At 34.7% G+C, this 23,814-nt stretch carries 13 protein-coding genes, 2 tRNA genes and 3 rRNA genes; all 18 read right to left on the reverse strand.

All coding sequences use genetic code 11. From position 1 onward, the window contains the following. Positions 1 to 99: 99 nt before the first annotated feature. The 18 genes from OCU47_RS16855 to OCU47_RS16940 all read right to left on the reverse strand — a co-directional run bounded on the left by OCU47_RS16855 (position 100) and on the right by OCU47_RS16940 (position 23,308). On the reverse strand, positions 100 to 1,344 hold the full coding sequence (locus tag OCU47_RS16855; protein WP_261829762.1) for a glutamate-5-semialdehyde dehydrogenase: 1,245 nt from the start codon (positions 1,342 to 1,344) through the stop codon (positions 100 to 102). Beyond that, positions 1,345 to 2,166: a glutamate 5-kinase gene (proB, locus tag OCU47_RS16860; RefSeq protein ID WP_261829763.1), complete on the reverse strand. Its 822-nt coding sequence runs from the start codon at positions 2,164 to 2,166 to the stop codon at positions 1,345 to 1,347. It abuts the gene before it with no gap. A gap of 185 nt (positions 2,167 to 2,351) precedes the next feature. Then, entirely contained in the window at positions 2,352 to 3,794 is a 1,443-nt protein-coding gene (glgA, locus tag OCU47_RS16865) for a glycogen synthase GlgA (protein ID WP_261829764.1), read from the reverse strand. A gap of 82 nt (positions 3,795 to 3,876) precedes the next feature. Continuing rightward, complete coding sequence (gene glgD / locus OCU47_RS16870) at positions 3,877 to 4,983, reverse strand: glucose-1-phosphate adenylyltransferase subunit GlgD (RefSeq protein ID WP_261829765.1); 1,107 nt, start codon at positions 4,981 to 4,983, stop codon at positions 3,877 to 3,879. 29 nt (positions 4,984 to 5,012) lie between these two features. Next, a complete protein-coding gene (locus OCU47_RS16875; protein WP_261829766.1) occupies positions 5,013 to 6,161 on the reverse strand; it encodes a glucose-1-phosphate adenylyltransferase in 1,149 nt (382 codons plus the stop codon). Between the two features lie 218 nt (positions 6,162 to 6,379). Further along, positions 6,380 to 6,820: a hypothetical protein gene (locus tag OCU47_RS16880; RefSeq protein ID WP_261829767.1), complete on the reverse strand. Its 441-nt coding sequence runs from the start codon at positions 6,818 to 6,820 to the stop codon at positions 6,380 to 6,382. A gap of 79 nt (positions 6,821 to 6,899) precedes the next feature. Continuing rightward, positions 6,900 to 8,750, reverse strand: coding sequence for a glycoside hydrolase family 13 protein (locus OCU47_RS16885; protein ID WP_261829768.1), 1,851 nt, complete (start codon positions 8,748 to 8,750; stop codon positions 6,900 to 6,902). 111 nt (positions 8,751 to 8,861) lie between these two features. Beyond that, entirely contained in the window at positions 8,862 to 11,297 is a 2,436-nt protein-coding gene (locus OCU47_RS16890) for a glycogen/starch/alpha-glucan phosphorylase (RefSeq protein ID WP_261829769.1), read from the reverse strand. A 36-nt stretch (positions 11,298 to 11,333) separates the two neighbouring features. Next, positions 11,334 to 12,764: a glycogen synthase GlgA gene (gene glgA / locus OCU47_RS16895; RefSeq protein WP_261829770.1), complete on the reverse strand. Its 1,431-nt coding sequence runs from the start codon at positions 12,762 to 12,764 to the stop codon at positions 11,334 to 11,336. A gap of 24 nt (positions 12,765 to 12,788) precedes the next feature. Continuing rightward, positions 12,789 to 15,158 carry a 1,4-alpha-glucan branching protein GlgB gene (glgB, locus tag OCU47_RS16900; protein WP_261829771.1) on the reverse strand — a complete coding sequence of 790 codons (2,370 nt, stop codon included), beginning with the start codon at positions 15,156 to 15,158 and terminating at the stop codon, positions 12,789 to 12,791. Positions 15,159 to 15,642: 484 nt separating this feature from the next. Beyond that, positions 15,643 to 15,861: a DUF1659 domain-containing protein gene (locus OCU47_RS16905; RefSeq protein ID WP_261829772.1), complete on the reverse strand. Its 219-nt coding sequence runs from the start codon at positions 15,859 to 15,861 to the stop codon at positions 15,643 to 15,645. Between the two features lie 50 nt (positions 15,862 to 15,911). Beyond that, positions 15,912 to 16,943: a hypothetical protein gene (locus tag OCU47_RS16910; protein WP_261829773.1), complete on the reverse strand. Its 1,032-nt coding sequence runs from the start codon at positions 16,941 to 16,943 to the stop codon at positions 15,912 to 15,914. An 11-nt stretch (positions 16,944 to 16,954) separates the two neighbouring features. Beyond that, a complete protein-coding gene (locus tag OCU47_RS16915; RefSeq protein WP_261829774.1) occupies positions 16,955 to 17,974 on the reverse strand; it encodes a phosphodiester glycosidase family protein in 1,020 nt (339 codons plus the stop codon). A 155-nt stretch (positions 17,975 to 18,129) separates the two neighbouring features. Further along, positions 18,130 to 18,205 (reverse strand) — tRNA-Ala (locus OCU47_RS16920). Between the two features lie 4 nt (positions 18,206 to 18,209). Beyond that, positions 18,210 to 18,286: transfer RNA gene (locus OCU47_RS16925), tRNA-Ile, on the reverse strand. A 6-nt stretch (positions 18,287 to 18,292) separates the two neighbouring features. Then, a 5S ribosomal RNA gene (gene rrf / locus OCU47_RS16930) occupies positions 18,293 to 18,410 on the reverse strand. A 135-nt stretch (positions 18,411 to 18,545) separates the two neighbouring features. Beyond that, positions 18,546 to 21,447 (reverse strand): 23S ribosomal RNA (locus OCU47_RS16935). A 346-nt stretch (positions 21,448 to 21,793) separates the two neighbouring features. Beyond that, positions 21,794 to 23,308 (reverse strand): 16S ribosomal RNA (locus OCU47_RS16940). Together the 16S, 23S and 5S rRNA genes with 2 tRNA genes alongside form the textbook arrangement of a ribosomal RNA operon. Positions 23,309 to 23,814: the final 506 nt, after the last annotated feature.

Consider the following 23,814-nt stretch of genomic DNA (forward strand, 5'->3'; position numbering starts at 1 on the left):
CATTAAACTAGCTATGTTATAGTTAATTATATACCAATTAGTTATAAACTTACCTTAACATTTCCTTAAATTTCACTTTCATGCGTATATACTGCCGTTTTATCTTATTTGCCCATTTCCGTAAACAATATATTTTATAGTAGTAAGTTGCTTCAATCCCATTGGTCCTCTTGCATGTAATTTCTGCGTGCTTATTCCAATTTCAGCTCCAAATCCCATCTCGCCTCCATCTGTAAACCTCGTTGATGCATTTACGTATACTACTGCTGAATTTACCTCATTCAAAAACCTCTGCGCATTCTGATAATTATTAGTTATTATAGTCTCGGAATGTCCTGTACTATATTTATCTATATGCTGAATTGCTTCATCAATTGAGTTCACTATCTTTACAGATACTATATAATCTAAATACTCTTTTGCCCAATCCTCTTCACTTGCTGAAACCACGTCTGTGCAAATTGCCTTTACCTTTTCACAACCCCTTATTTCGACCTTATTTACCCTTAACTTCTCACATAACACTGGCACAAACTTCTCAGCAATATTCTCATTAATTAGGATTGATTCCAAAGCATTGCACACAGATGGCCTACTGCACTTTGCATTAATAATTATATTTAATGCCATTTCAAAATCTGCGGAATCATCTACATAAGCATGACAATTCCCAGTTCCAGTTTCAATTACAGGAACAGAAGAGTTTTCCTTAACTGCCTTTATTAATCCTGCTCCTCCTCTTGGAATCAATACATCAATATATTCATTCATTTTCATCATTTCTTTTGTAGTTTCCCTTGAGGTATCTTGGATAAGCTGTACTGAATCTTTTGGTAAACCACTTTTCTCAAGAGCATCTCTGATTATATCAACAATTGCTTTATTAGAGTTAATAGCCTCACTTCCACCTCTCAAAATCACTGCATTTCCTGATTTTAAGCACAACGCCGCTGCATCCAATGTCACATTTGGACGTGCTTCATATATTATCCCTATTACGCCTAAAGGTACTCTTTTCTGTCCAATCTCTAAACCATTTGGTCTCTTCCACATGGCATCAACTTCCCCTACAGGGTCATCAAGTGCCACTATTTCCATTACTGCCTTAGCCATAGAATTTATTCTATCCTCGGTTAAGAGTAACCTATCAATAAGTGTTTCTTTCATAGAGTTATTTCTTGCATTCTCAATATCAATTTCATTTGCCTTAATTATAAAGTCTTTATGCTGTACAACAAATTTAGCAATCTCTTCTATAGCCTTATTTTTTTTACAAGTATCCATTATCCCAATTTCTTTGCTTGCTACTTTAGCCTTTTCGCCTAGACTTTTTAAATTTTCCATTTACTTTTCTCCCTTCTCACCTAAAAATAGAGTTCCCAAATCCTCACCACCTAATATTCTATCAATAGATCTATCTTCTGCTCCATTAGCTATGACCATATTTATTCCTTCCCCGATAACAACCTTCGCTGCCTCAATCTTTGTTTTCATTCCACCAGTGCCTGCACTAGATCCTGCTCCCCCTGCTATGCTTTCTAGTTGTTCATTTATCTCAAATACTACCGGCATAAGTTTAGAAGCCTTGTTAACTCGTGGATCAGAATCATAAAGTCCATCTATGTCTGATAAAATAATTAATAAATCTGCATTTATAAGTTTTGCCACAATTGCAGCTAAATTATCATTATCACCAAAATTACATATGTTTTCTATTTCATCAATGGCAACAGAGTCATTTTCGTTAACAACTGGTACTATCCCTTTGCTTAACAATATCTGAAAGGTATTACATACATTCTCTCTCATATGTAAATCCTCAACTACATCTCTTGTTAATAGTATTTGACCTACAACATGCCCATATTCACCAAATAGCTTGCTATATAACGACATAAGTTCACATTGACCAACTGCCGCAACTGCTTGTTTTTCTCTTATACTTTGAGGTCTTTCACTCAACTTAAGCTTACTACATCCAAGTCCTATCGCACCTGATGAAACTAAAACTATTTCATAACCTCTATTAACTAAATCTGATATTTCTCTAGATAACTTTTCTAGTTTTCCTAAGTTAATATTGCCATTTTCATAAGTTAATGTAGATGTTCCTACCTTCACTACCACTCTTTTGCAATCTTTAAGTTTTTTTCTATAGTCCTTCATAATAAAATTAGCCCCCAATGCTATAAATAAATTTTATATAATATTATAGTATTTACACTTTCTTTTCTACATATTTTTTAAAAAAATATATAATTTTTTTTAAACAAAAAAGGAGAAACTTACAAATGAATTTCTCCTTTTAGTTTTTTTATTAAATTTAATCTCTTCTAGGCTTCATAAGTATCTTACTTAGATTTATTTTTTATTAACTTAAAATATAATTTTTTATATTCTTTAGCAGACTTATTCCATGTATTATCCGCCTGCATATCCAATTCAATTAGTTTTAGCCATAAATCTTTATCTTTAAATATCTTTAATGAATTATCTATAGCTGTAAGTAAATCTTCAACAGAGTATCCCTGAAAAGTAAAACCATTTCCTTCTATTGAATACTTATTAAATTCCTGAATGGTATCTTTAAGTCCACCTGTACTTCTAACAATAGGTACTGTTCCATATCTCATTGCAATCATTTGTCCTAAGCCACAAGGCTCAAATTTAGATGGCATCAAAAACATATCTGAAGAAGCATATACTTTTTTTGATAATTCAGGTTTAAATTCAATTAATGCTTTGAATCTACCTTTATACTTTTCTTCCATATGTTTAAGCATAATCTCATAATTTTTATTTCCAACTCCATTAACCACTAATTGAATATCTCGCTCCATCAATTGGTACATAGCAGCTTCCAATAAATCTATGCCTTTTTGATCTGTAAGCCTAGTAATCATAGAAATTAATGGTATGTTTAAGTCCTCATTTAAACTCAGTTGTTTTTGTAAATCTCTTTTATTATCTAATTTATATTGAATAGTATTTATATTGAAATTTTTAAATATTTCTTTGTCTGTTTCAGGATTGAACATATCATAATCAAGCCCATTTAAAATACCTTTAAGCTTATCTTTTTTGTTAATAAATACAGAACTTAATCCATATGATACATATTCCTTAGTAAGTTCCTGGGCATATGATTTACTAACAGTAGTAACTACGTCACTTGATAAAACTCCCCACTTCATAAATGATACAGAATCGTAGTATTTTAAACAATCTTCTTTAAAATATTTCTCCTTATCCAAACCTAGCATCCAAAGTATATCTGGTGAATATATCCCTTGATAAAGGATATTATGAATACTAAATACAGTTTTTATATTGCTATAAAATTCATTATCACCATAATATACATCCTTTAAAGGAACAGCTAGAGCTGTATGCCAATCATTGCAGTGTATTATATCCGGATAGAAATTTTCTAAATATTTTATTGCCTCTAAAACTGCCTTTGAAAAATATATAAATCGTTCACCATCATCATAATATCCATATGCATTCTCTCTATAGAAATAATATGGGTTATCTATAAAGTAGTATTGTATTCCTTCAAAATTAAGACTCCATAATGAACAATCTACAGTTGTCCATCCTATATATGTTTTGAAAGAAGCTATTTTTTTCATTCGCCTTCTAACTTTCTTTTCAAATTTATATTTTGGCATTATTATTCGTATATCTACATCTAAATTCTTCAGTGATTTCGGTAATGAATACGCTACGTCCCCTAAACCACCAGTCTTCATAAAGGGATATGCTTCTGCCGTTACAAATAAAATTTTCATATCATTACTCCCGCTTACTCTACTTATGTTTATTATATAGTTAAAAAACACTAAATTATCATCATTAAAATCTATATTTCAACTAAAACATCTTTGCCTTTTCTATTACTACAGGGAACTTTTTGCTTCCTCTTAATTCTTCACCCTTTGGAATGTAAGAAAACTTATCAGTTATAGCATTAACAATAATAGCATCAGGTCCAATAATAGTATTTTGTAGTATTATAGAATCTTTTAAATATGCTCCCTTCTTAATGCGAACTCTTCTAGCTATAACACAATTCTCTACAGTTCCTTCAATATAGCAACCATTAGCAACTATTGAATTTACTACTTTGCTATCATTTGTATACTTTGTAGGACATTCATCCTTGCTCTTTGTATAAATTGGTCCATTATCAAAGAATAATTCATTATTAACTCTAACATTTAATAAATCCATGTTAGCTTTATAATAAGCTTGTAAAGAATTGATGCAAGCTAAATAGCCCTCAAATGCAAAGGCATTAACAAAATAACTATTAAGACTATCATAAATACACTGTTTTATTTTTTTCCATCTTCCTGTCTTGACACATTCGTATACTATTGAGACAAATAAGTCTTTTCTCATTAGAAACATTTCCATTCCTATGTTAGCATCTTTAGAGCTTCCTATATTCTCTCCAACACTTACAACTCTATTTTCTTGATTTATATTCAACAAATCACAACCATAAAAATGATCATTTGCATTATTTACACTTTTATAAATTATTGTTATATCTGCTCCAGTGCTTTTGTGATAGTTGGCTGCTTCAATTAAATTTATATTACAAATCATATATGATGGCGCTATTATCACATATTCTTCCTTGCTGTATTTAATAAAATCCAAATTATTTGCAAACATATGAACATCATCATCTACTGGTGCAGCCTGCCCAAAGTTAAAAAACCTAAGTCCATCTCTTTTTCTGTGTAAATCCCATGGACGACCATTACTTAAGTGATCTACTAATGATCTAGAATCATTTTTCGCAAAAATTCCTATACTTTCTATTCCTGAGTTAGTCATATTAGATAGAACAAAGTCAATTATTCTATATCTTGCAGCAAGTGGTACTGATGCTAGTGGCCTAGTATTTGTTAATTCTCTTATGTTGTCTTCTCTCTCGTCTAAATTGATTATTCCAACAAAATCCTTCATTTTCTCTACCCCCGAACTTTATCCAAAAATTATCCTTCTATTATTGTTGAACTCTTAACTTCTTCCCTATCCCCTACAACTACCACAGACTTACCATTTCCAATTCTGCAGTCTTTTCTTATCGTAACACTACTGCCAACTATAGACTTGGATATAACTACATTCTCGCCTATTTTTGTATTAGGCATAATTACAGAATCTTTAATTATAGAATTTTTTCCAACTGTAACCCCTGGAAAAAGTACAGAATTTTTAACTTCTCCATGTATAATGCATCCCTCAACAATTAGAGAAGATCTCACATCAGCATTTGCTCCAATATATTGAGCTGGTCTCACAGGGTTGACTGAATATATTCTGCCGTCATCATCATATAAATTTAACATGTTATCATCTTTTAAAAGATCCATATTAGCTTCCCAAAGGCTTTCTATTGTGCCTACATCTTTCCAATATCCCTTGAATTCATATGCAAAAATCTTTCTTCCATCATTCAACATATTGGGAATAATATTTTTTCCAAAATCATTGCTTGAATTCCTATCATTTTCATCTTCTTTAAGGAACTTCTTCAAAACCTTCCAGTTAAATATATATATTCCCATAGAAGCATTGGTACTCTTTGGTTCCTTGGGTTTTTCTTCAAATTCATATATTGATCCATCTTCGTTAGTATTTAATATCCCAAATCTACTAGCCTCTTTTAATGGAACGTCAATAACTGCTACTGTTGCATCAGCTCCCTTGGCTTTATGGAAATCTAACATTATCTCATAATCCATTTTATAAATATGATCACCTGATAATACTAGAACATACTCTGGATCAAAGTTGTCTACAAAAGAAATATTCTGATAAATTGCATTAGCTGTTCCCTTATACCAATTACCACCCTTTTCTTCTAAATATGGAGGTAAAACAAATACTCCTCCATCTCTTCTGTCAAGGTCCCATGGACTTCCTATACCAATATGTGAATTAAGTTCTAATGGTTTATATTGTGTTAAAACTCCTACTGTATATATTCCAGAATTCGCACAATTACTTAATGCAAAATCGATTATTCTATACTTTCCCCCAAATGGTACTGCTGGCTTCGCTACTTTCTTTGTTAAAACTCCTAATCTAGAGCCCTGCCCCCCTGCTAAAATCATCGCCACTATTTCTTTCTTTGCCATAACTTCCCACTCCCTTCTAAATCGCCCATTTTTCTTATACCATTCCTTAAATACCCATTTTTATAATATAATTATATCAGTTTATAATTTCAATCTTCAATATATTTTGACTTTTCTTACAAAAATATAGCTATATTTTTTAGTTATTCCCCAAAAATCATTTCATTCAGCTTACAACCCACCTTGTTTTTCAGCAAATTGTAAGCTGAAATAAATTTTCATTTACTAGCTAAAAATTTATTTATATATGCCATAGATTCTTCTAATATATCTTGCTCTTCCTTTATTGTTTGAAGCTTATTTTCTATTAAATTTACTTTTTCATCTACTTTATAAATCATATTAGCTAATTCATCTAACTTTTTTTGTTCATAAGTTACTTGCATCCCCCTACTATCCACGTAGATCTTTTCTGGCGGATTGCCACACTCTGAACACTTTGCATAAATTCCCTCACGATCTGTATCTTTAAATATCTTAAATAAATCGTTATTACAACTTGCACAAGAAGATAACATAGTATAGTCATAATAACTTACATCATAACAATATTCCTCTCCACACTCCTTGCACTTCATGTATAGATTCCCATTTTCAGTCCTAATAAAAAAGCGACTACCTTTGCAACCTTCTTTTTCACATACAACTGTTCTTATCATAAATTCACCCCCATGGATAAATAATATCTCATGATACAATATGAATACTTATGATAATTTATTCTTATTTATTTGAATTTTAATCTTTTATTTTTATTAATACATCAACACCCAGTGGTGACAAAGACATACTTAACATGCCATTAGCTGAATGATGGATTTCTTCATTTCTAAATAAATTCTTAAATGCTCCCCTTATTCCACCAATATCAAATTTAATAACCTCAGATTTATTTCTATTGACTAAAATTATTATACTTTCCCTTTTATACAATCTCTCAAATGCTAATATATCCCGATGTGTATAAAAAAACCTAATGTCACCTTTCTTCAATACTTCACTATGCTTTCTTAATGAGGTAAATCTCTTATAATAAATCAAAATATCCTTATCTTCAAATCCCCAAGGATAAGGTCTTCTATTATCTGGATCAGCTTCACCAAGCAATCCAACCTCATCTCCATAGTATATCAACGGTACTCCTGGCACGGTCATCTGAATTGTAACTGCTAACTTTAACAAATCTGCTCCCTTATCACAACATTCTCTGTTTAATACTGTTAATATTCTTTCAGTATCATGAGTACCTATTATATTCATTTGAGAATAGAAATTTTCAGGAGGATAATTTTCCTTTAAACTGATAAATCTTCTTTTAAACATCTCACTATCAATCCTATTACAAAGAAAATTAATTATTAACTCTCTTAATGGATAATTAGTAGTACCATCCAGTTCCTCTCCATAAAAATATTTTCTTCTATCCCCATAACTAATTTTATTTGAAGCATCTTCCCATACTTCACCTAACAATATAGATTGATCATTAAGTTCTCTTATTTTACTCTTTAACCTTTTTATAAATTCGTCTGGTAATTCATCTGCTACATCTAATCTCCAACCAAATACACCTAAGGACATCCACTTTTTTATTACAGAGTTTTCATTATATATAATGTAGTCTAAATATGACGGTGCTAACTCATTTACATTTGGCTGATTATCAAACCCCCACCAACAATCGTATTTATTAGGATGCTCACTAAAGTTATACCAACTGTAGTAAGGTGATTCCTTGGACTGATATGCACCTAACTCCGGGTAAGTCCCATGCTTATTGAAATACCTGCTATCTGCTCCTGTATGACTAAATACCCCATCTAAAATTATGTGAATATCTAAATTCTCGGCTTCTTCACAAAGGTGCTTGAATATCTCATCATTTCCAAACATAGGATCGATACTCATATAATCTCCTGTATCGTACTTATGGGATGACACAGATTCAAATATTGGATTTAAATATATTGTATTAACACCTAATGACTTTATATACATTAACTTTTTGATAATCCCCAATAAATTGCCGCCATAAAAATCCCATCTCTCTATAGCTCCGCTTTGATTCTTAACATATATTGGCCTATCATTCCATGAACCATATATAAAACTATTAGGTTTCTTATTTTCAATCTTATTATTCTTATTTCCGTTATAAAATCTATCTACAAAAATTTGATATATAATTCCATCCTTATACCATTCAGGTATAATATTTTTCTTATATACAGTTATTTGATACCACTTTGGATTATAATCATATGTTTGTCCAGCTCCCCCTAATGATTCCTGGTTATTACCATAAAAAAACGTATTACTTCCCTGCTTTATTTTAAAAAAATAAAATAGTAGCCCTTCTGTCTCTCCAACATTTATCTTTTTCTCAAATAGCCATGAATTTATATATCCTTCTTTTGCATACCTATCCATGACTAAATTTTCAATTCTTGAATCCTGATGTACAATATTTAGGCATACTTCATCTATATTATCGCCCTCAAATTTAATCATTACATCTGTTCCTGTACTAACTGCACCAAACGGATTCCTAAACCATAAATTTTGTGAATCATGCATTGTATAGCTCATATATTTGCTCCTAACATTAATTTAATGAATCTCAGAGAAGCATCAATGCAGCCTCCGAGAAACATCAACATTTCTAACAAGTATATAAATACCTGTAATAACTCTCATCTACTATAAGTTTTTGTATAAAAATCCTGATCCCCATATTCCTGTAGCATATTCTTGTATTGTTCTATCACTCGAAAAAATACCTGAATGAGCTATATTAACTCCAGCCATCTTTTGCCACCTAATGGAATCTCTATATATTTCATCAACTTTGTCTTGCGCTCTTAAATAAGAATCAAAATCTTTCAGTACAAAGAACTCATCATTATATGTCAATAAATGTTCATATATAGTTTTGAACTTTTCTTTATCTGGTGAATAATATCCATTAACTAAATCTTGAGTGACTCTTTTCAATCTTTCATCTTCATTACATACTTGCCAAGAAGAATATCCACCATTTTTATAATAATCTAATACCTCTCGTTCATTCATACCAAAGATTACTATATTGTCATCGCCAACTTCATCTCTTATTTCAACATTTGCACCATCTAAGGTTGCTATAGTTATAGCTCCATTCATCATAAATTTCATATTAGAGGTTCCGGATGCCTCCTTAGTAGTTGTTGAAATTTGCTCACTTATATCTGCAGCTGGAATTATACTTTCTGCCAAAGACACCCTATAGTTTTCAAGATATACTACTTTGAGCTTCTCATTCACTCTAGGATCATTATTTATCTTATCAGCTACCGCATTTATAAGCTCTATAGTTTTCTTTGCAAGAAAATATCCTGGAGCTGCTTTTCCCCCAAATATAACAGTTCTTGGTACTATATCAAGATTGGGATTTTCTAAAAGTTTATTATATAAATTCATTACTCTCAAACAATTTAATGTTTGCCTTTTATAAGCATGAATTCTTTTAACCTGAACATCAAAGATAGAATTTGGATCCACAATTATTCCTGATGATTGTTTTATTGTTTTAGCAAGGTCTATCTTATTTTCTGTCTTTATCTGTTGTAATCTTTCCAGTACAGATTTATCATCAAGATGATTTTCAAATTTCTCCATATCTGTAGGGTGCTTAATCCAACTATCTCCTATAGTATCAACCAAAAGCTTGGTTAGCTTTGGATTTGATTTCATAAGCCATCTTCTATGAGTAATTCCATTTGTTTTATTATTGAACTTCCTTGGATATAGATAATAAAAATCTTGCATTTCCTGCTTCTTAAGTATTTCTGTATGAAGTTTTGCTACTCCATTTACACTATGGCTACCTACTATAGCTAAATGCGCCATCTTTACATATCCATCTCCTATGATAGCCATTCTAGATATCTTATCCCACTGGCCAATATACTTACTCCATAATTCCTCACAGAATCTTCTATTTATTTCTTCAACTATCATATAAATTCTTGGCAATATCTTCTTAAACATATCTACAGGCCATTTTTCCAAAGCTTCTGCCAGAATTGTATGGTTAGTATACGAAACTGAATTTGTTGTTATCCTCCATGCATCATCCCAAGATAAACCCTCTTCATCTATTAGAATTCTCATCAATTCAGGTATCGCTAATGTAGGATGAGTGTCATTAATGTGGATAGCTATTTTTTCATCTAAATTCTCTAGGTCTCCATTATGTTTAACATAGTGTCTTATTATACTTTGAAGACCTGCTGATACAAAAAAGTATTGCTGCTTTAATCTAAGCAGCTTCCCTTCATAAAATGAATCATCTGGATAAAGGACATGAGAAATTGCTTCTACAGAATTTTTGTATTCTATAGCCTTTAAAAAATCTCCTCTACTAAAAGACGAAAAATCGAACTCATTTGATACAGGTTCTGCACTCCAAAGCCTTAGAGTATTTATAACTTGATTCTCATATCCTACTACTGGAGTATCATAAGGAACTGCTAAAACTGGTTCATAATTTATGTGTATAAAGGTCATATTTCCATCAATCATTTCAACCTTTACTTCACCACCAAATTTAACAATTTCAGCTTTATCTGGTTTTCTTATCTCCCATACATTTCCCCCCCTTAACCAATTATCTGGAGCCTCAATTTGAGAACCATTTATTATCTTCTGCTCAAAAAATCCATATTTATATCTTATACCACATCCGTGACCAGGTATATTTAGAGAAGCCATTGAATCTAGAAAACATGCTGCAAGTCTCCCTAGTCCACCATTTCCTAACCCTTGGTCTTGTTCTAAATTTTCCAATTCCTCCAAATTTATATTTAACTCTGCAAGTCCCTCTTTGCAAATATCCCTTATCCCAAGATTCAATAATGAGTTGCCTAACAATCTTCCTAATAAAAACTCTGCAGATAAATAATAGACTTGCTTTTCTTGGGTTTTATTATATTTTTTATTTGTAGCAATCCACATTTCTGCTATATAATCTCTTACTAAAGTACCTAAAGTTTCATACTTATTTTGAGGCGTTCCTTCTTCTAATTCTTTTCCGTGCAGTTCTATAAATTTTTTCACGTAATCTTTTTTAAAAGTTTTCTTGCTTATATTTAGCATTAATCTTCCTCCTTATAAGTCAAATTATTGTTACTACTACTGTAAGCTATTATATAATTCTATATATCCATCTGCTGCCTTTTCCCAACTATTATCTGAAGTCATAGCATATCTTATAAGCCCATTCCAAATTGACTTATTATGATAGCAAGCTATTGCACTTTCAATACTAATTAATAATTCCCAAGCATTATAATTTGCAAAGCTAAAACCGTTACCTTCACCTGAAAACTTATTGTATGGATGTACTGTATCCTTCAAACCTCCAGTTTCTCTAACTATAGGAATTGTGCCATACCTTAAAGCTATTAACTGCCCTAAACCACATGGTTCAAATAATGAAGGCATGATAAACATATCTGCAGCTGCATAAATTTTATGAGCCAACTTTTCATCAAAATCTATATAGCTTACAACTTTATCTCTATATCTATATTGAAGATTTCTGAAATGATCTTCATAACCTCTATCACCAGTTCCTAACACAACCAATTGAATGTTGTGCTGAAGAAGTCTGTCCGCAATATTAGTTATCAAGTCCATTCCTTTTTGAGGTGTAAGTCTTGATATAACTGCCATCATAGGAACATCTTTGCGCTGTGGTAATCCAAGTTGTTCCTGCAACTTCTCCTTGTTTACACTTTTCCTTTCTATGTTATCCAGAGTATAGTTTTCAAAAATATATGGATCAGTTTCTGGATTATTCTCCTTATAATCTATTCCATTTAATATTCCCCATAAATCATTAGATCTACATCTTAATAACCCGTCTAAATTTTCTCCATACTTTGGTGATTTAATCTCTGCAGCATAGCTGTTACTAACTGTTGTAATTTTATCAGAATAATTTAATCCTCCCTTCATGAAACTTACGCCTCCAAAAAGTTCAAGACTTTTATTCAAAAATGGCTCCATATCATATCCAAATAGCTCTGGCAATATTTCTGGATCAAACGTTCCTTGAAAAAGTAAGTTGTGTATTGAAAATACTGTTTTTATATCATAATAAAATGGATCTTTGCTATATTCTAACTTATATAAAACTGGAGTCATACCAGTTTGCCAATCATTACAATGAATAATGTCAGGCTTAAAATCTATTTCTTTTAGGATTATAAGCACAGCTCTATCAAAGAAAGCAAATCTCTCTGCATCATCATAATATCCATAGAGACCTTCTCTGTTGAAATAATATTCATTATCTATAAAATAAAACTTCACACCCTCATATTCATATTCAAATATTCCACAATAAGAATCTCTCCACCCTACTGGAACTGTTATCCACTTTAAAAACCTAAAATCTTTCACAAATTCATGTTTTATTTTTTGATATTTAGGGATTATAACTCTAGCATCTATACCTTTTTGAACTAATGTTTTTGGTAATGCCCCCATCACATCTCCTAAGCCTCCCGTTTTTATAAAAGGAGCTGCCTCTGAAGCAACAAATAAAACTTTTCTCATAAAAACCCTCCCTTTTATCATATCCTAATTATCTTTTTTAGATTCTATTTCCTTTTCAGCTATAATCATTGACTCCTCATAATTTATTTTTTTTACTTCATCCTTATCAAAATATGATTTTTCTTCGTCAATTATATCTACTACCTTTAATACTAATGTAGCCATAGGTGGAATTTTTATTGTTAACTTATATTTTTGATTATGCCAATATGACTTAACTGACAGTAATGTTTCATCAATTAACTGATTTGAACCTCCATATATCTCATTGTCTGAATTGAACAGTTCTTCATACTTTCCTAGATATGGAACTCCTATATTGAAATTATAGTAAACTGATGGTGTAAAATTACAAATGAATATTAATGTATTTTTAGGATCATCTGTTTTTCTCATAAATACTAATACACTTTGATCTCTATTATTCGCATCTATCCATTCAAATCCCTTGCCATCATAATCATATTTCCATAGCGCCTCATTATCTAAATATAATTTGTTTATATCCTTAAAAAAACTATGTGTTTTTTGATGCATTTCAAATTCCTCTAATAGATGCCAATCTAGCTGTTCTTTGTTTCTCCACTCAATAAATTGACCAAATTCACTCCCCATAAATAATGTTTTCTTTCCCGGATGAGCTAGCATAAATGAAATAAATACTCTTAATCCAGCAAACTTATTCCAGTAATCCCCCCACATTTTATCTACTAAAGATTTCTTTCCATGTACTACTTCATCATGAGAAATAGGTAATATAAAGTTTTCTGAGTAGTTATACATCATTGGGAATGTTAACTTATTATGATGCCACTTCCTATTAACAGGATCTAACTTAATATACTCAAGAATATCATTCATCCAGCCCATGTTCCATTTAAAATTAAAACCTAATCCCCCAATATCACTTGGCTTAGTAACCAAAGGCCAAGATGTAGATTCTTCTGCAATCATTAGAACCTCTGGATAAGCTCTAAAGACTTCCTTATTTAGTTCTCTAAAGAATTCTATTGCTTCTAAGTTTTGATTGCCACCATTTTTGTTAGGTGTCCATTCACCATTTTTTCTGTCATAATCTAAATAAAGCATATTTGCAACAGCATCCACTCTTAATCCATCAACATGGAATTGTTCCAACCAATATATAGCATTTGATATTAAGAAAGACTTTACTTCTCTTCTTCCCAAATCAAAATTTGAAGCTCCCCAACCTTTATTTTCACTTCTATTAGGTTCCTGATACTCATAAGTTGGAGTCCCATCAAATCTATATAAACCGTGCTCATCTTTACAAAAATGTCCTGGCACCCAATCTAGAATAACTCCTATATCTTCTTTATGAAAATCATCAATAAGCTGTCTAAATTCATCTGGAGTTCCATATCTGCTTGTAGGTGAAAAATATCCTGTAATTTGATAGCCCCAAGAATCATCTAATGGATGCTCCATAACTGGCATTAACTCTACATGTGTATATCCCATTTCTTTAACATACTTAGGAAGAATTTTGGATAACTCAGTATATGAATAAGTATCTCCATTCTCTTTAACTTTCCAAGACCCTAAATGTACTTCATATATATTTACTGCACTTTCGTATATATTACAACTTTTTTTATGCGCTAACCACTCCTCATCCTTCCATTTATATGAATCATATTTATATATTATAGAAGCAGTATTAGGTCTATGCTCAGAATAGAATGCATATGGATCTGATTTTAATACAACTTTAGTTCCATCCTTATTTACTATTGCATATTTGTATATGTCTCCTTCTTTAATGTCTCTAGTAAAGAAACTCCAAATTCCCATCTCAGAAATTTTTTCTAATTGATACTTCTCATCTATCTTCCAATCAGTTACATTACTAACTAAATAAATTTTACTAGCATTAGGTGCCCAAGTTGTAAAACGTACTCCTTTATATCTTCCTTCTTTAACCACATGTGCTCCCATGAATTCATAACATTTATAGCTGTGCCCTTCATGAAACAAATACTTATCATATTGTGTAATTCCAACTTCCTTTGTGACCTGTGCCTTTTCGTTAGGCACCTTTTTTTGTGCTTTTTTTGATGATTTTTTAACAGTAGTCTTTTTTGATACTTTGGTATCAGGTGATACCTCTGATGAAGTTCTACTTGCATCTTTTTTATCTGAAGCTATGACTTCTTTGTTTTTTTCAGTAACTTTGCCCTTCTTGTTTATAGATGACTTTGTAGTATTTTTCTTTTTTAAATTTGATTGCCTAGTTGTTTTTTTCTTTTTCTCAGAGTCATTTGCATCTCCATCTTTTACCTCCACACTAGCATTAGTTGAGGCTTTCTTACTTTCTTTCTCTGTTCTCTCAACCTTTTTTATTATTTCCTCAATACCATCTTTATTACTCATAATTCTCGCCTCCACATTTTTCCTCACCACTATATTAATATAGTTATTCTACATTTATACTACATAACCTTTTAAATAAACATTTAATTCCAATTTTTATGAATCTGTTAATTGAAACCGTTTCATATTATTATGAATTTTCAATTAATTTAGTACACTTTACTAACAAGCTTCATAGTATATTACTAGATATAAAATCATCCCTATTTTTAAGTATATATCTTGATTTCCCCCATTGAGATATATACTTTTTTATCTTATACATTTTTTTAAATTCCATAGATTATTATAAACTATTTTCCACTAACTTACTTTTTTTTCCTTCATCATTTTTTTACATATATCAATTTCTTTTTTTAATACTGCTATATTAAATTTGATTATTATGTAAACATAACCGATTTTAAATCATTATATGTATATATTTTTCATAAAAATAAAAAGAGTTGCATCTACAACTCTTTTATTAATAGTTTAATATTTTCTAACTATCCATAAACAAATTAGATTCCTCCTTGATTAAATAAACCTGATTAGAATCAATTATTCCTTCAATAACCTTTGCTACTTCAAAAATAGCATCATCACCTGCTCCTAAATTAATATTAGAAAATCTTTGCTTTTTAAATATATCATTTCCCTTTTCATCTTTGCCAATACTATATTTAATAACCAGACTTTCATCTAAATTTAATGAGTCCATAAAAACAACCCCTTTCACATCTTAAATATGTAAAAGGGGTTGATATTAAGTTACTTTGCTAACTTTTTTATCTTAATTTGATTATCTAAATTATAAATTAAAGTGTTGCTATCTATAGATATAAACTTCCCTTCAAAGGACTCTTCCTTATTAGAAGTTAAATCTGTAACCTTTAGTTTTTGATTATCTACTTTATATATAGAGTTGCCATTGATATAAAGACTTCCTTCATCTATTGGTTCAGTCAAGTCATTCTTCTTCCAGTTAGCTATACTCTCTGTCATTCTTCCACTATATATAGTTTTTATCTTATTATCTTGCTCTATGCCAATATAAATTTTATCTCCATTATCTACTCCCAAAAGAACTTTTTTACCTTCTTCTTGAAGAACTACTTTCTTATCAACATAGGTAATATAAAAATTATTTGATTTTCCTGAATTATAAATAATTTTATCTTCATGTGGTATCATCGCTATGTTGTCTATAGTATTTATTTTCAAATCAACCTTGTCAAATTCATTTTTAACATTCAACTTGTATATTTGATCCTCACCATAATTTTTTACATGCACAAAAATCAAAGTCTTAAATGGCGAACATTTTATATCTTCAATAGTACCTTTTCTATCTGTCAATGATAAGGTCTGTAATTTATTAAGTTCTTGAGTTTTAGTGTTATACTCATAGAAATCATAAGCATTTCTTTTAGTTTCATTTTTGCCTACAATAACAAGATTATCTTCACTCCATCTATACATAACTGGAATGATATCATCGATTACTTTATTTTTATTATTTTGAATATCAATATAAGCTAACTTATTATCTTTATTTATATAAGATATATAATTATTGTCATATGATATTTTTAATTCCTTGGCATCAGATTCTATTGATATCTTCTTTTCTTCTTTAGTTTTATCCACACTCTTCTGTGATTGCTTATTATTCTCCGCTATAACTGTATCACTAGGCTTGAACCCCGCAAATACTTTATAATTTAAAACTAAAAGAATACAAGTTTGTAAAACTAATGCGACAACAATGAATACCCCAAATATTTTAAAACTTTTTTTCATGAGTACTCCTCCTACTTAACTAAAAATGCCGTTGATATGAATCTTACTCCATCATTACTACTTGGATTATTAATTATTGAATTATTATAAAACATTGTAGTTGAAGATCCACCATCTAAGTTTGCAGCATTATATGCTCCATATTTAAGCATTACATCTTGTTCCTGCCTATATGTTGCCCCAAGAGTACTAAGTTGTCTTCCATCTAGCACAAGAAACATAACAGCACCATCTTTTCTTTGTCCAATTACAGTTCTTGGATGAATTCCCCCTCCACCATTACCTGATTTTATTGTTCCTTTACCATTTAAAATAAAGAATGGTGAAAATGACACTGCATCTTTTATATCCATTGCTTTTAATTCATCTATTGTATATTGACCTAAAATTAATATTCCTTTGCTATTAAAGCCTATTATAGAAATAGCATCTCCTTCTTTATATGTGGAACCTATGCTACTTTCTTGTGGCTTAAATTTTATTTCTCCATCCTTAACCACTATACCTGTAGGTGTTCCCCCATTGCCTTGTCCATTTTCATCTTCAAAGCCACCAGCATTAATTCCTGCAACAGCCCCATAGCGCTGGCACATATCATCTAACTTCTCTCCATAACTACCCAAATTCTGAGTGATCCCTAGAAAAACACGCTTGCTATCTTTAATTATTAATAGCTTTCCTTTCATTCCATCTTCATTTATATCTATTTTTTCAATACCATCTAATGAATGTTCTTTACTCTCTTGTGTATCACTGCTCATGACTTGAATATCATCAACTCTACTTCTTCCAGTATCATTTACTTTATTTCTTGCCATAATCTCTGCAATTTCTTGATCTGATAAAAACCACTTTACTATATATTGATGTCTAAATGTGCTCATTGCCGTAGTTACTAGCATTTCCTTTATATTGACCATTGGACCATAGTATACCATAGGAATTGAATATGTACATCCTATAATAATATTAGCCAAAATAAAAAACATAAAGTATTTTATTGTTTTTTTCATTTTATTAATTTTACTCATAAATAATCTTCCTTTATTCTGTAATAATTCTAGGATAACTTTAATTATATAATATTGTAATGATCTTTTCTGCTTTTGGAAATAATTTAAAAAAATATTAACAATATGTATTAACGAATAAAGCCGTATTGCTTATGCAATACGGCTTTATGTCTTGGTGGAGATAAAGAGATTCGAACTCTTGACCCCCTGCGTGCAAGGCAGGTGCTCTCCCAACTGAGCTATACCCCCAAAATGGTGGACCTTCAGGGACTCGAACCCCGGACCTACCGGTTATGAGCCGGTTGCTCTAACCAACTGAGCTAAAGATCCATGCAGACCTGGCGACCACTTACTCTCCCACACAGTCGCCCATGCAGTACCATCAGCTGTAATTGGCTTAACCATCCTGTTCGGAATGGGAAGGGGTGTAACCCAAAAACACATCATCACCAGATGCTTAATTTGCAGAAATTTTATATTTCTTTGCAAATTTGTACTCCTCAGCTTTGCTGAGTGAGTTTCCTAAAAGAACTTTTATGTTCTTTCAAAATTGCACACAAGTTTTATCTCTTTTTGTTAATCTATTTTATTGGTCAAGCCCTCGATCTATTAGTATCAGTCAGCTAAATATGTTACCACACTTACACCTCTGACCTATCAACCTTGTGTTCTTCAAGGGATCTTACTAGCTTACGCTATGGGAAATCTCATCTTGAGGTGGGCTTCACGCTTAGATGCTTTCAGCGTTTATCCCTTCCCGACTTAGCTACCCAGCCATGCTCCTGGCGGAACAACTGGTACACCAGAGGTCAGTCCATCCCGGTCCTCTCGTACTAAGGACAGCTCCTCTCAAATTTCCTGCGCCCGCGACGGATAGGGACCGAACTGTCTCACGACGTTCTGAACCCAGCTCGCGTGCCGCTTTAATGGGCGAACAGCCCAACCCTTGGGACCTACTTCAGCCCCAGGATGCGACGAGCCGACATCGAGGTGCCAAACCTCCCCGTCGATGTGGACTCTTGGGGGAGATCAGCCTGTTATCCCCGAGGTAGCTTTTATCCGTTGAGCGATGGCCCTCCCACGAGGTACCACCGGATCACTAAGCCCGACTTTCGTCCCTGCTCCACTTGTAGGTGTCGCAGTCAGGCTCCCTTCTGCCTTTGCACTCTTCGAACGATTTCCGACCGTTCTGAGGGAACCTTTGGGCGCCTCCGTTACTTTTTTGGAGGCGACCGCCCCAGTCAAACTGCCCATCTAACAATGTCCCGTCACCAGTTTCATGGCGCCCGGTTAGAATTCCAGTACTGTCAGGGTGGTATCCCAAGGGTGACTCCACCAAGGCTGACGCCCTGGTTTCTCAGTCTCCCACCTATCCTGTACAGACAATACCGAAACTCAATGCTAAACTACAGTAAAGCTCTACGGGGTCTTTCCGTCCAATCGCGGGTAACCAGCATCTTCACTGGTACTACAACTTCGCCGGATTTACAGTTGAGACAGTGCTCAAGTCATTACGCCATTCGTGCGGGTCGGAACTTACCCGACAAGGAATTTCGCTACCTTAGGACCGTTATAGTTACGGCCGCCGTTTACTGGGGCTTAAGTTCATACCTTCGCTTGCGCTAAGTATTCCCCTTAACCTTCCAGCACCGGGCAGGCGTCAGCCCCTATACATCAGCTTTCGCTTTAGCAGAGACCTGTGTTTTTGCTAAACAGTTGCTTGAGCCTATTCTCTGCGACCTACTCTCGTAGGCACCCCTTCTCCCGAAGTTACGGGGTCAATTTGCCTAGTTCCTTAACTGTAATTCTTCCGCCGGCCTTAGGATTCTCTCCTCACCTACCTGTGTCGGTTTGCGGTACGGGCACTATTTCTCTCCCTAGAAGCTTTTCTTGACAGCGTGGAATCAGATACTTCGGAACCGTAGTTCCTTCCCCATCACACCTCAAGATTGTTGCGACGGATTTGCCTATCACAACTCTCTAAGTGCTTAGACTAGCATCCAATAGCTAGCACATCCTATCCTCCTGTGTCACTCCATCGGTAATAACGATTAATAGTGGTATCGGAATATCAACCGATTGTCCATCACCTACGCCTTTCGGCCTCGGCTTAGGTCCCGACTAACCCTCAGCGGACGAACCTTCCTGAGGAAACCTTAGGTTTTCGGCCTGTGGGATTCTCACCCACATCTCGCTACTAATGCCAACATTCTCACTCGTAATCAGTCCACCGCTCCTTACGGTACGACTTCAGCCCGATTACGACGCTCCCCTACCCATCAGTATAACTGATGCCGTAGCTTCGGTGGTAAGTTTGAGCCCCGAACATTTTCGGCGCAGGATCTCTCGACTAGTGAGCTATTACGCACTCTTTTAATGAGTGGCTGCTTCTAAGCCAACATCCTAGTTGTCTTGGAAATCCCACATCCTTTTCCACTTAACTTACACTTTGGGACCTTAGCTGACGATCTGGGCTGTTTCCCTTTTGACCACGGATCTTATCATTCGTAGTCTGACTGCCGAACTAATAGTATATGGCATTCGGAGTTTGATAAGGTTCAGTAAGCGCTATGCCCCCTAGCCCATTCAGTGCTCTACCTCCATTACTCATATTCGACGCTAGCCCTAAAGCTATTTCGGGGAGAACCAGCTATCTCCGAGTTCGATTGGAATTTCTCCGCTATCCACAGCTCATCCCATGGTTTTTCAACACCAACGTGGTTCGGTCCTCCACGAGATTTTACTCTCGCTTCAACCTGGCCATGGATAGGTCACCCGGTTTCGGGTCTACAGCATGCAACTAGTCGCCCTATTCAGACTCGGTTTCCCTTCGGCTCCGTACCTTAAGTACTTAACCTCGCTACATACCGTAACTCGTTGGCTCGTTCTACAAAAAGCACATCATCACACTCATATGGTGCTCTGATCGGTTGTAGGCACACGGTTTCAGGTTCTATTTCACTCCCCTCCCGGGGTTCTTTTCACCTTTCCCTCACGGTACTTCTTCACTATCGGTCATCAGGTAGTATTTAGCCTTGGGAGGTGGTCCTCCCTGCTTCCCACAAGGTTTCACGTGTCTCGTGGTACTCTGGAGCAGAACTATGATCTTCTCGTTTTACTTACAGGACTATTACCTTCTACGGTGTAGCTTTCCAGCTATCTTCAATTACGATACCTTCACGTTATGTTCTGTCCGCAACCCCAGAGATAAATCTCTGGTTTGGGCTCTTCCGCTTTCGCTCGCCGCTACTTACGGAATCGAGTTTTCTTTCTCTTCCTCTAGGTACTTAGATGTTTCAGTTCCCTAGGTTTACCTCCATACAACTATTTATTCATTGTACAGTACATGGGGTTTCCCATGTGAGTTCCCTCATTCGGAAATCTCCGGATCACAGGCTATGTGCGCCTACCCGAAGCTTATCGCAGCTTATCGCGTCCTTCATCGGCTCCTGATGCCAAGGCATTCACCATGCGCCCTTTGTAGCTTGACCTCTAACAAAAAACTAACTTCGTATTACTTTGTCGCTTTCCTCGCTGCGCTGCTCACTTACCTAAGTAAGCTCTGCTGCTCGCTCGTCAGCTCCGCGTACTACTCGTTTCTTTTTTGTTGATGTGTTATCAAAACACATCGTGCCTATCTTAACAAAGTTACTAAATCTAAATTCGCATTTGAATTTGACATTTGAGATATTACATTAAAATGTAATTTTTTATATACTTATGTGCAATTTTCAAAGAACAAAATTCTGAGAGAAGATCTCTCAAAATTAAACAGAGGATAACCAGTCTTCGTTTTTATCCAAGTACATGTTTCCATCACTTAGATGTTCTCCATAGAAAGGAGGTGATCCAGCCGCAGGTTCTCCTACGGCTACCTTGTTACGACTTCACCCCAATCGCTGACCCTACCTTCGGCCGCTGCCTCGCTTACGCGTTAGCTCACGGACTTCGGGTATTGCCAACTCTCATGGTGTGACGGGCGGTGTGTACAAGGCCCGGGAACGTATTCACCGCGACATTCTGATTCGCGATTACTAGTAACTCCAGCTTCATGTAGGCGAGTTTCAGCCTACAATCCGAACTGAGACAAGTTTTTGAGTTTTGCTCCACCTCACGGTATTGCATCTTTTTGTACTTGCCATTGTAGCACGTGTGTAGCCCTAAACATAAGGGGCATGATGATTTGACGTCATCCCCACCTTCCTCCTGGTTAACCCAGGCAGTCTCGCTAGAGTGCTCAACTAAATGGTAGCAACTAACAATAAGGGTTGCGCTCGTTGCGGGACTTAACCCAACATCTCACGACACGAGCTGACGACAACCATGCACCACCTGTCTTCCTGTCCCCGAAGGGACTTCCTCGATTAAGAGTAATGCAGGAGATGTCAAGTTTAGGTAAGGTTCTTCGCGTTGCTTCGAATTAAACCACATGCTCCGCTACTTGTGCGGGCCCCCGTCAATTCCTTTGAGTTTTAATCTTGCGACCGTACTCCCCAGGCGGGATACTTAATGTGTTAACGGCGGCACAGAAGGTTGGACCCTCCTACACCTAGTATCCATCGTTTACGGCGTGGACTACCAGGGTATCTAATCCTGTTTGCTCCCCACGCTTTCGAGCCTCAGCGTCAGTTATTGTCCAGAAAGTCGCCTTCGCCACTGGTGTTCTTCCTAATATCTACGCATTTCACCGCTACACTAGGAATTCCACTTTCCTCTCCAACACTCTAGACTTCCAGTTTGGAATGCAGCACCCAAGTTGAGCCCGGGTATTTCACATCCCACTTAAAAATCCGCCTACGCTCCCTTTACGCCCAGTAAATCCGGACAACGCTTGCCACCTACGTATTACCGCGGCTGCTGGCACGTAGTTAGCCGTGGCTTCCTCCACAGGTACCGTCATTATCGTCCCTGTAAACAGAGCTTTACAACCCGAAGGCCTTCATCACTCACGCGGCGTTGCTGCATCAGGGTTTCCCCCATTGTGCAATATTCCCCACTGCTGCCTCCCGTAGGAGTCTGGGCCGTGTCTCAGTCCCAATGTGGCCGATCACCCTCTCAGGTCGGCTACGCATCGTCGCCTTGGTGAGCCGTTACCTCACCAACTAGCTAATGCGCCGCGGGTCCATCTTATAGCGGATTACTCCTTTGATGATTTTACCATGCGATAAAACCATGTTATGCGGTATTAATCTTCCTTTCGGAAGGCTATCCCCCTCTATAAGGCAGGTTACCCACGTGTTACTCACCCGTCCGCCGCTAGATTGTCTTCCGAAGAAGACTTTCTCGCTCGACTTGCATGTGTTAAGCACGCCGCCAGCGTTCGTCCTGAGCCAGGATCAAACTCTCAATTTAAGCAGATGTTCCAAATTTCACATTTGGCACAGATGCTTACTTCACGCTCGCGGGAAGTTTCCTTTTGAAAAACTCCTTACACCTTGCGGAAGTATCATTTTAAGTCTCATCTTAGCTTTCGCTTAAAAGAATTGCTGGTCTTAAAAAAAGTTCATATGAACTATTAGTTTCCTCTGTTTAATTTTCAAAGATCATCTTGTTTTATTTTGTCACCGTTTGGCGACTTGTTTATCTTATCATCCAAAGTGTTTTGTGTCAACACTTTTTTTGAAAAGTTTTTTATGAGATTCAAACCTTATTTTAGTTCGAATTTCTCATGCATCGCTCAGCGACATTGACTATATTATCATATCCTCCAAAGTAAAGAGTCTTATATTTTATTAACTATCTAAATTATTCTTATATTTCTACTTTATTCTCAATATAGTACACTTTTTTGTATATTGATACACTAGGAAATGTTTATCAATAACACTTATGCACTTTAATAACATAATGTTATTGAT

The organism is Clostridium sp. TW13, assembly GCF_024345225.1.
Taxonomy (GTDB): domain Bacteria; phylum Bacillota; class Clostridia; order Clostridiales; family Clostridiaceae; genus Inconstantimicrobium; species Inconstantimicrobium mannanitabidum.

Coding starts and splice junctions, on each gene's coding strand:
- glgA (WP_261829770.1), bottom strand. CDS start 12,764: ATGAGAAAAGTTTTATTTGTTGCTTCAGAGGCAGCTCCTTTTATAAAA.
- OCU47_RS16885 (WP_261829768.1), bottom strand. CDS start 8,750: ATGAGCTATACAATGCATGATTCACAAAATTTATGGTTTAGGAATCCG.
- OCU47_RS16875 (WP_261829766.1), bottom strand. CDS start 6,161: ATGGCAAAGAAAGAAATAGTGGCGATGATTTTAGCAGGGGGGCAGGGC.
- proB (WP_261829763.1), bottom strand. CDS start 2,166: ATGAAGGACTATAGAAAAAAACTTAAAGATTGCAAAAGAGTGGTAGTG.
- OCU47_RS16855 (WP_261829762.1), bottom strand. CDS start 1,344: ATGGAAAATTTAAAAAGTCTAGGCGAAAAGGCTAAAGTAGCAAGCAAA.
- OCU47_RS16890 (WP_261829769.1), bottom strand. CDS start 11,297: ATGCTAAATATAAGCAAGAAAACTTTTAAAAAAGATTACGTGAAAAAA.
- OCU47_RS16880 (WP_261829767.1), bottom strand. CDS start 6,820: ATGATAAGAACAGTTGTATGTGAAAAAGAAGGTTGCAAAGGTAGTCGC.
- glgD (WP_261829765.1), bottom strand. CDS start 4,983: ATGAAGGATTTTGTTGGAATAATCAATTTAGACGAGAGAGAAGACAAC.
- glgA (WP_261829764.1), bottom strand. CDS start 3,794: ATGAAAATTTTATTTGTAACGGCAGAAGCATATCCCTTTATGAAGACT.
- OCU47_RS16910 (WP_261829773.1), bottom strand. CDS start 16,943: ATGAAAAAAAGTTTTAAAATATTTGGGGTATTCATTGTTGTCGCATTA.
- OCU47_RS16915 (WP_261829774.1), bottom strand. CDS start 17,974: ATGAGTAAAATTAATAAAATGAAAAAAACAATAAAATACTTTATGTTT.
- OCU47_RS16905 (WP_261829772.1), bottom strand. CDS start 15,861: ATGGACTCATTAAATTTAGATGAAAGTCTGGTTATTAAATATAGTATT.
- glgB (WP_261829771.1), bottom strand. CDS start 15,158: ATGAGTAATAAAGATGGTATTGAGGAAATAATAAAAAAGGTTGAGAGA.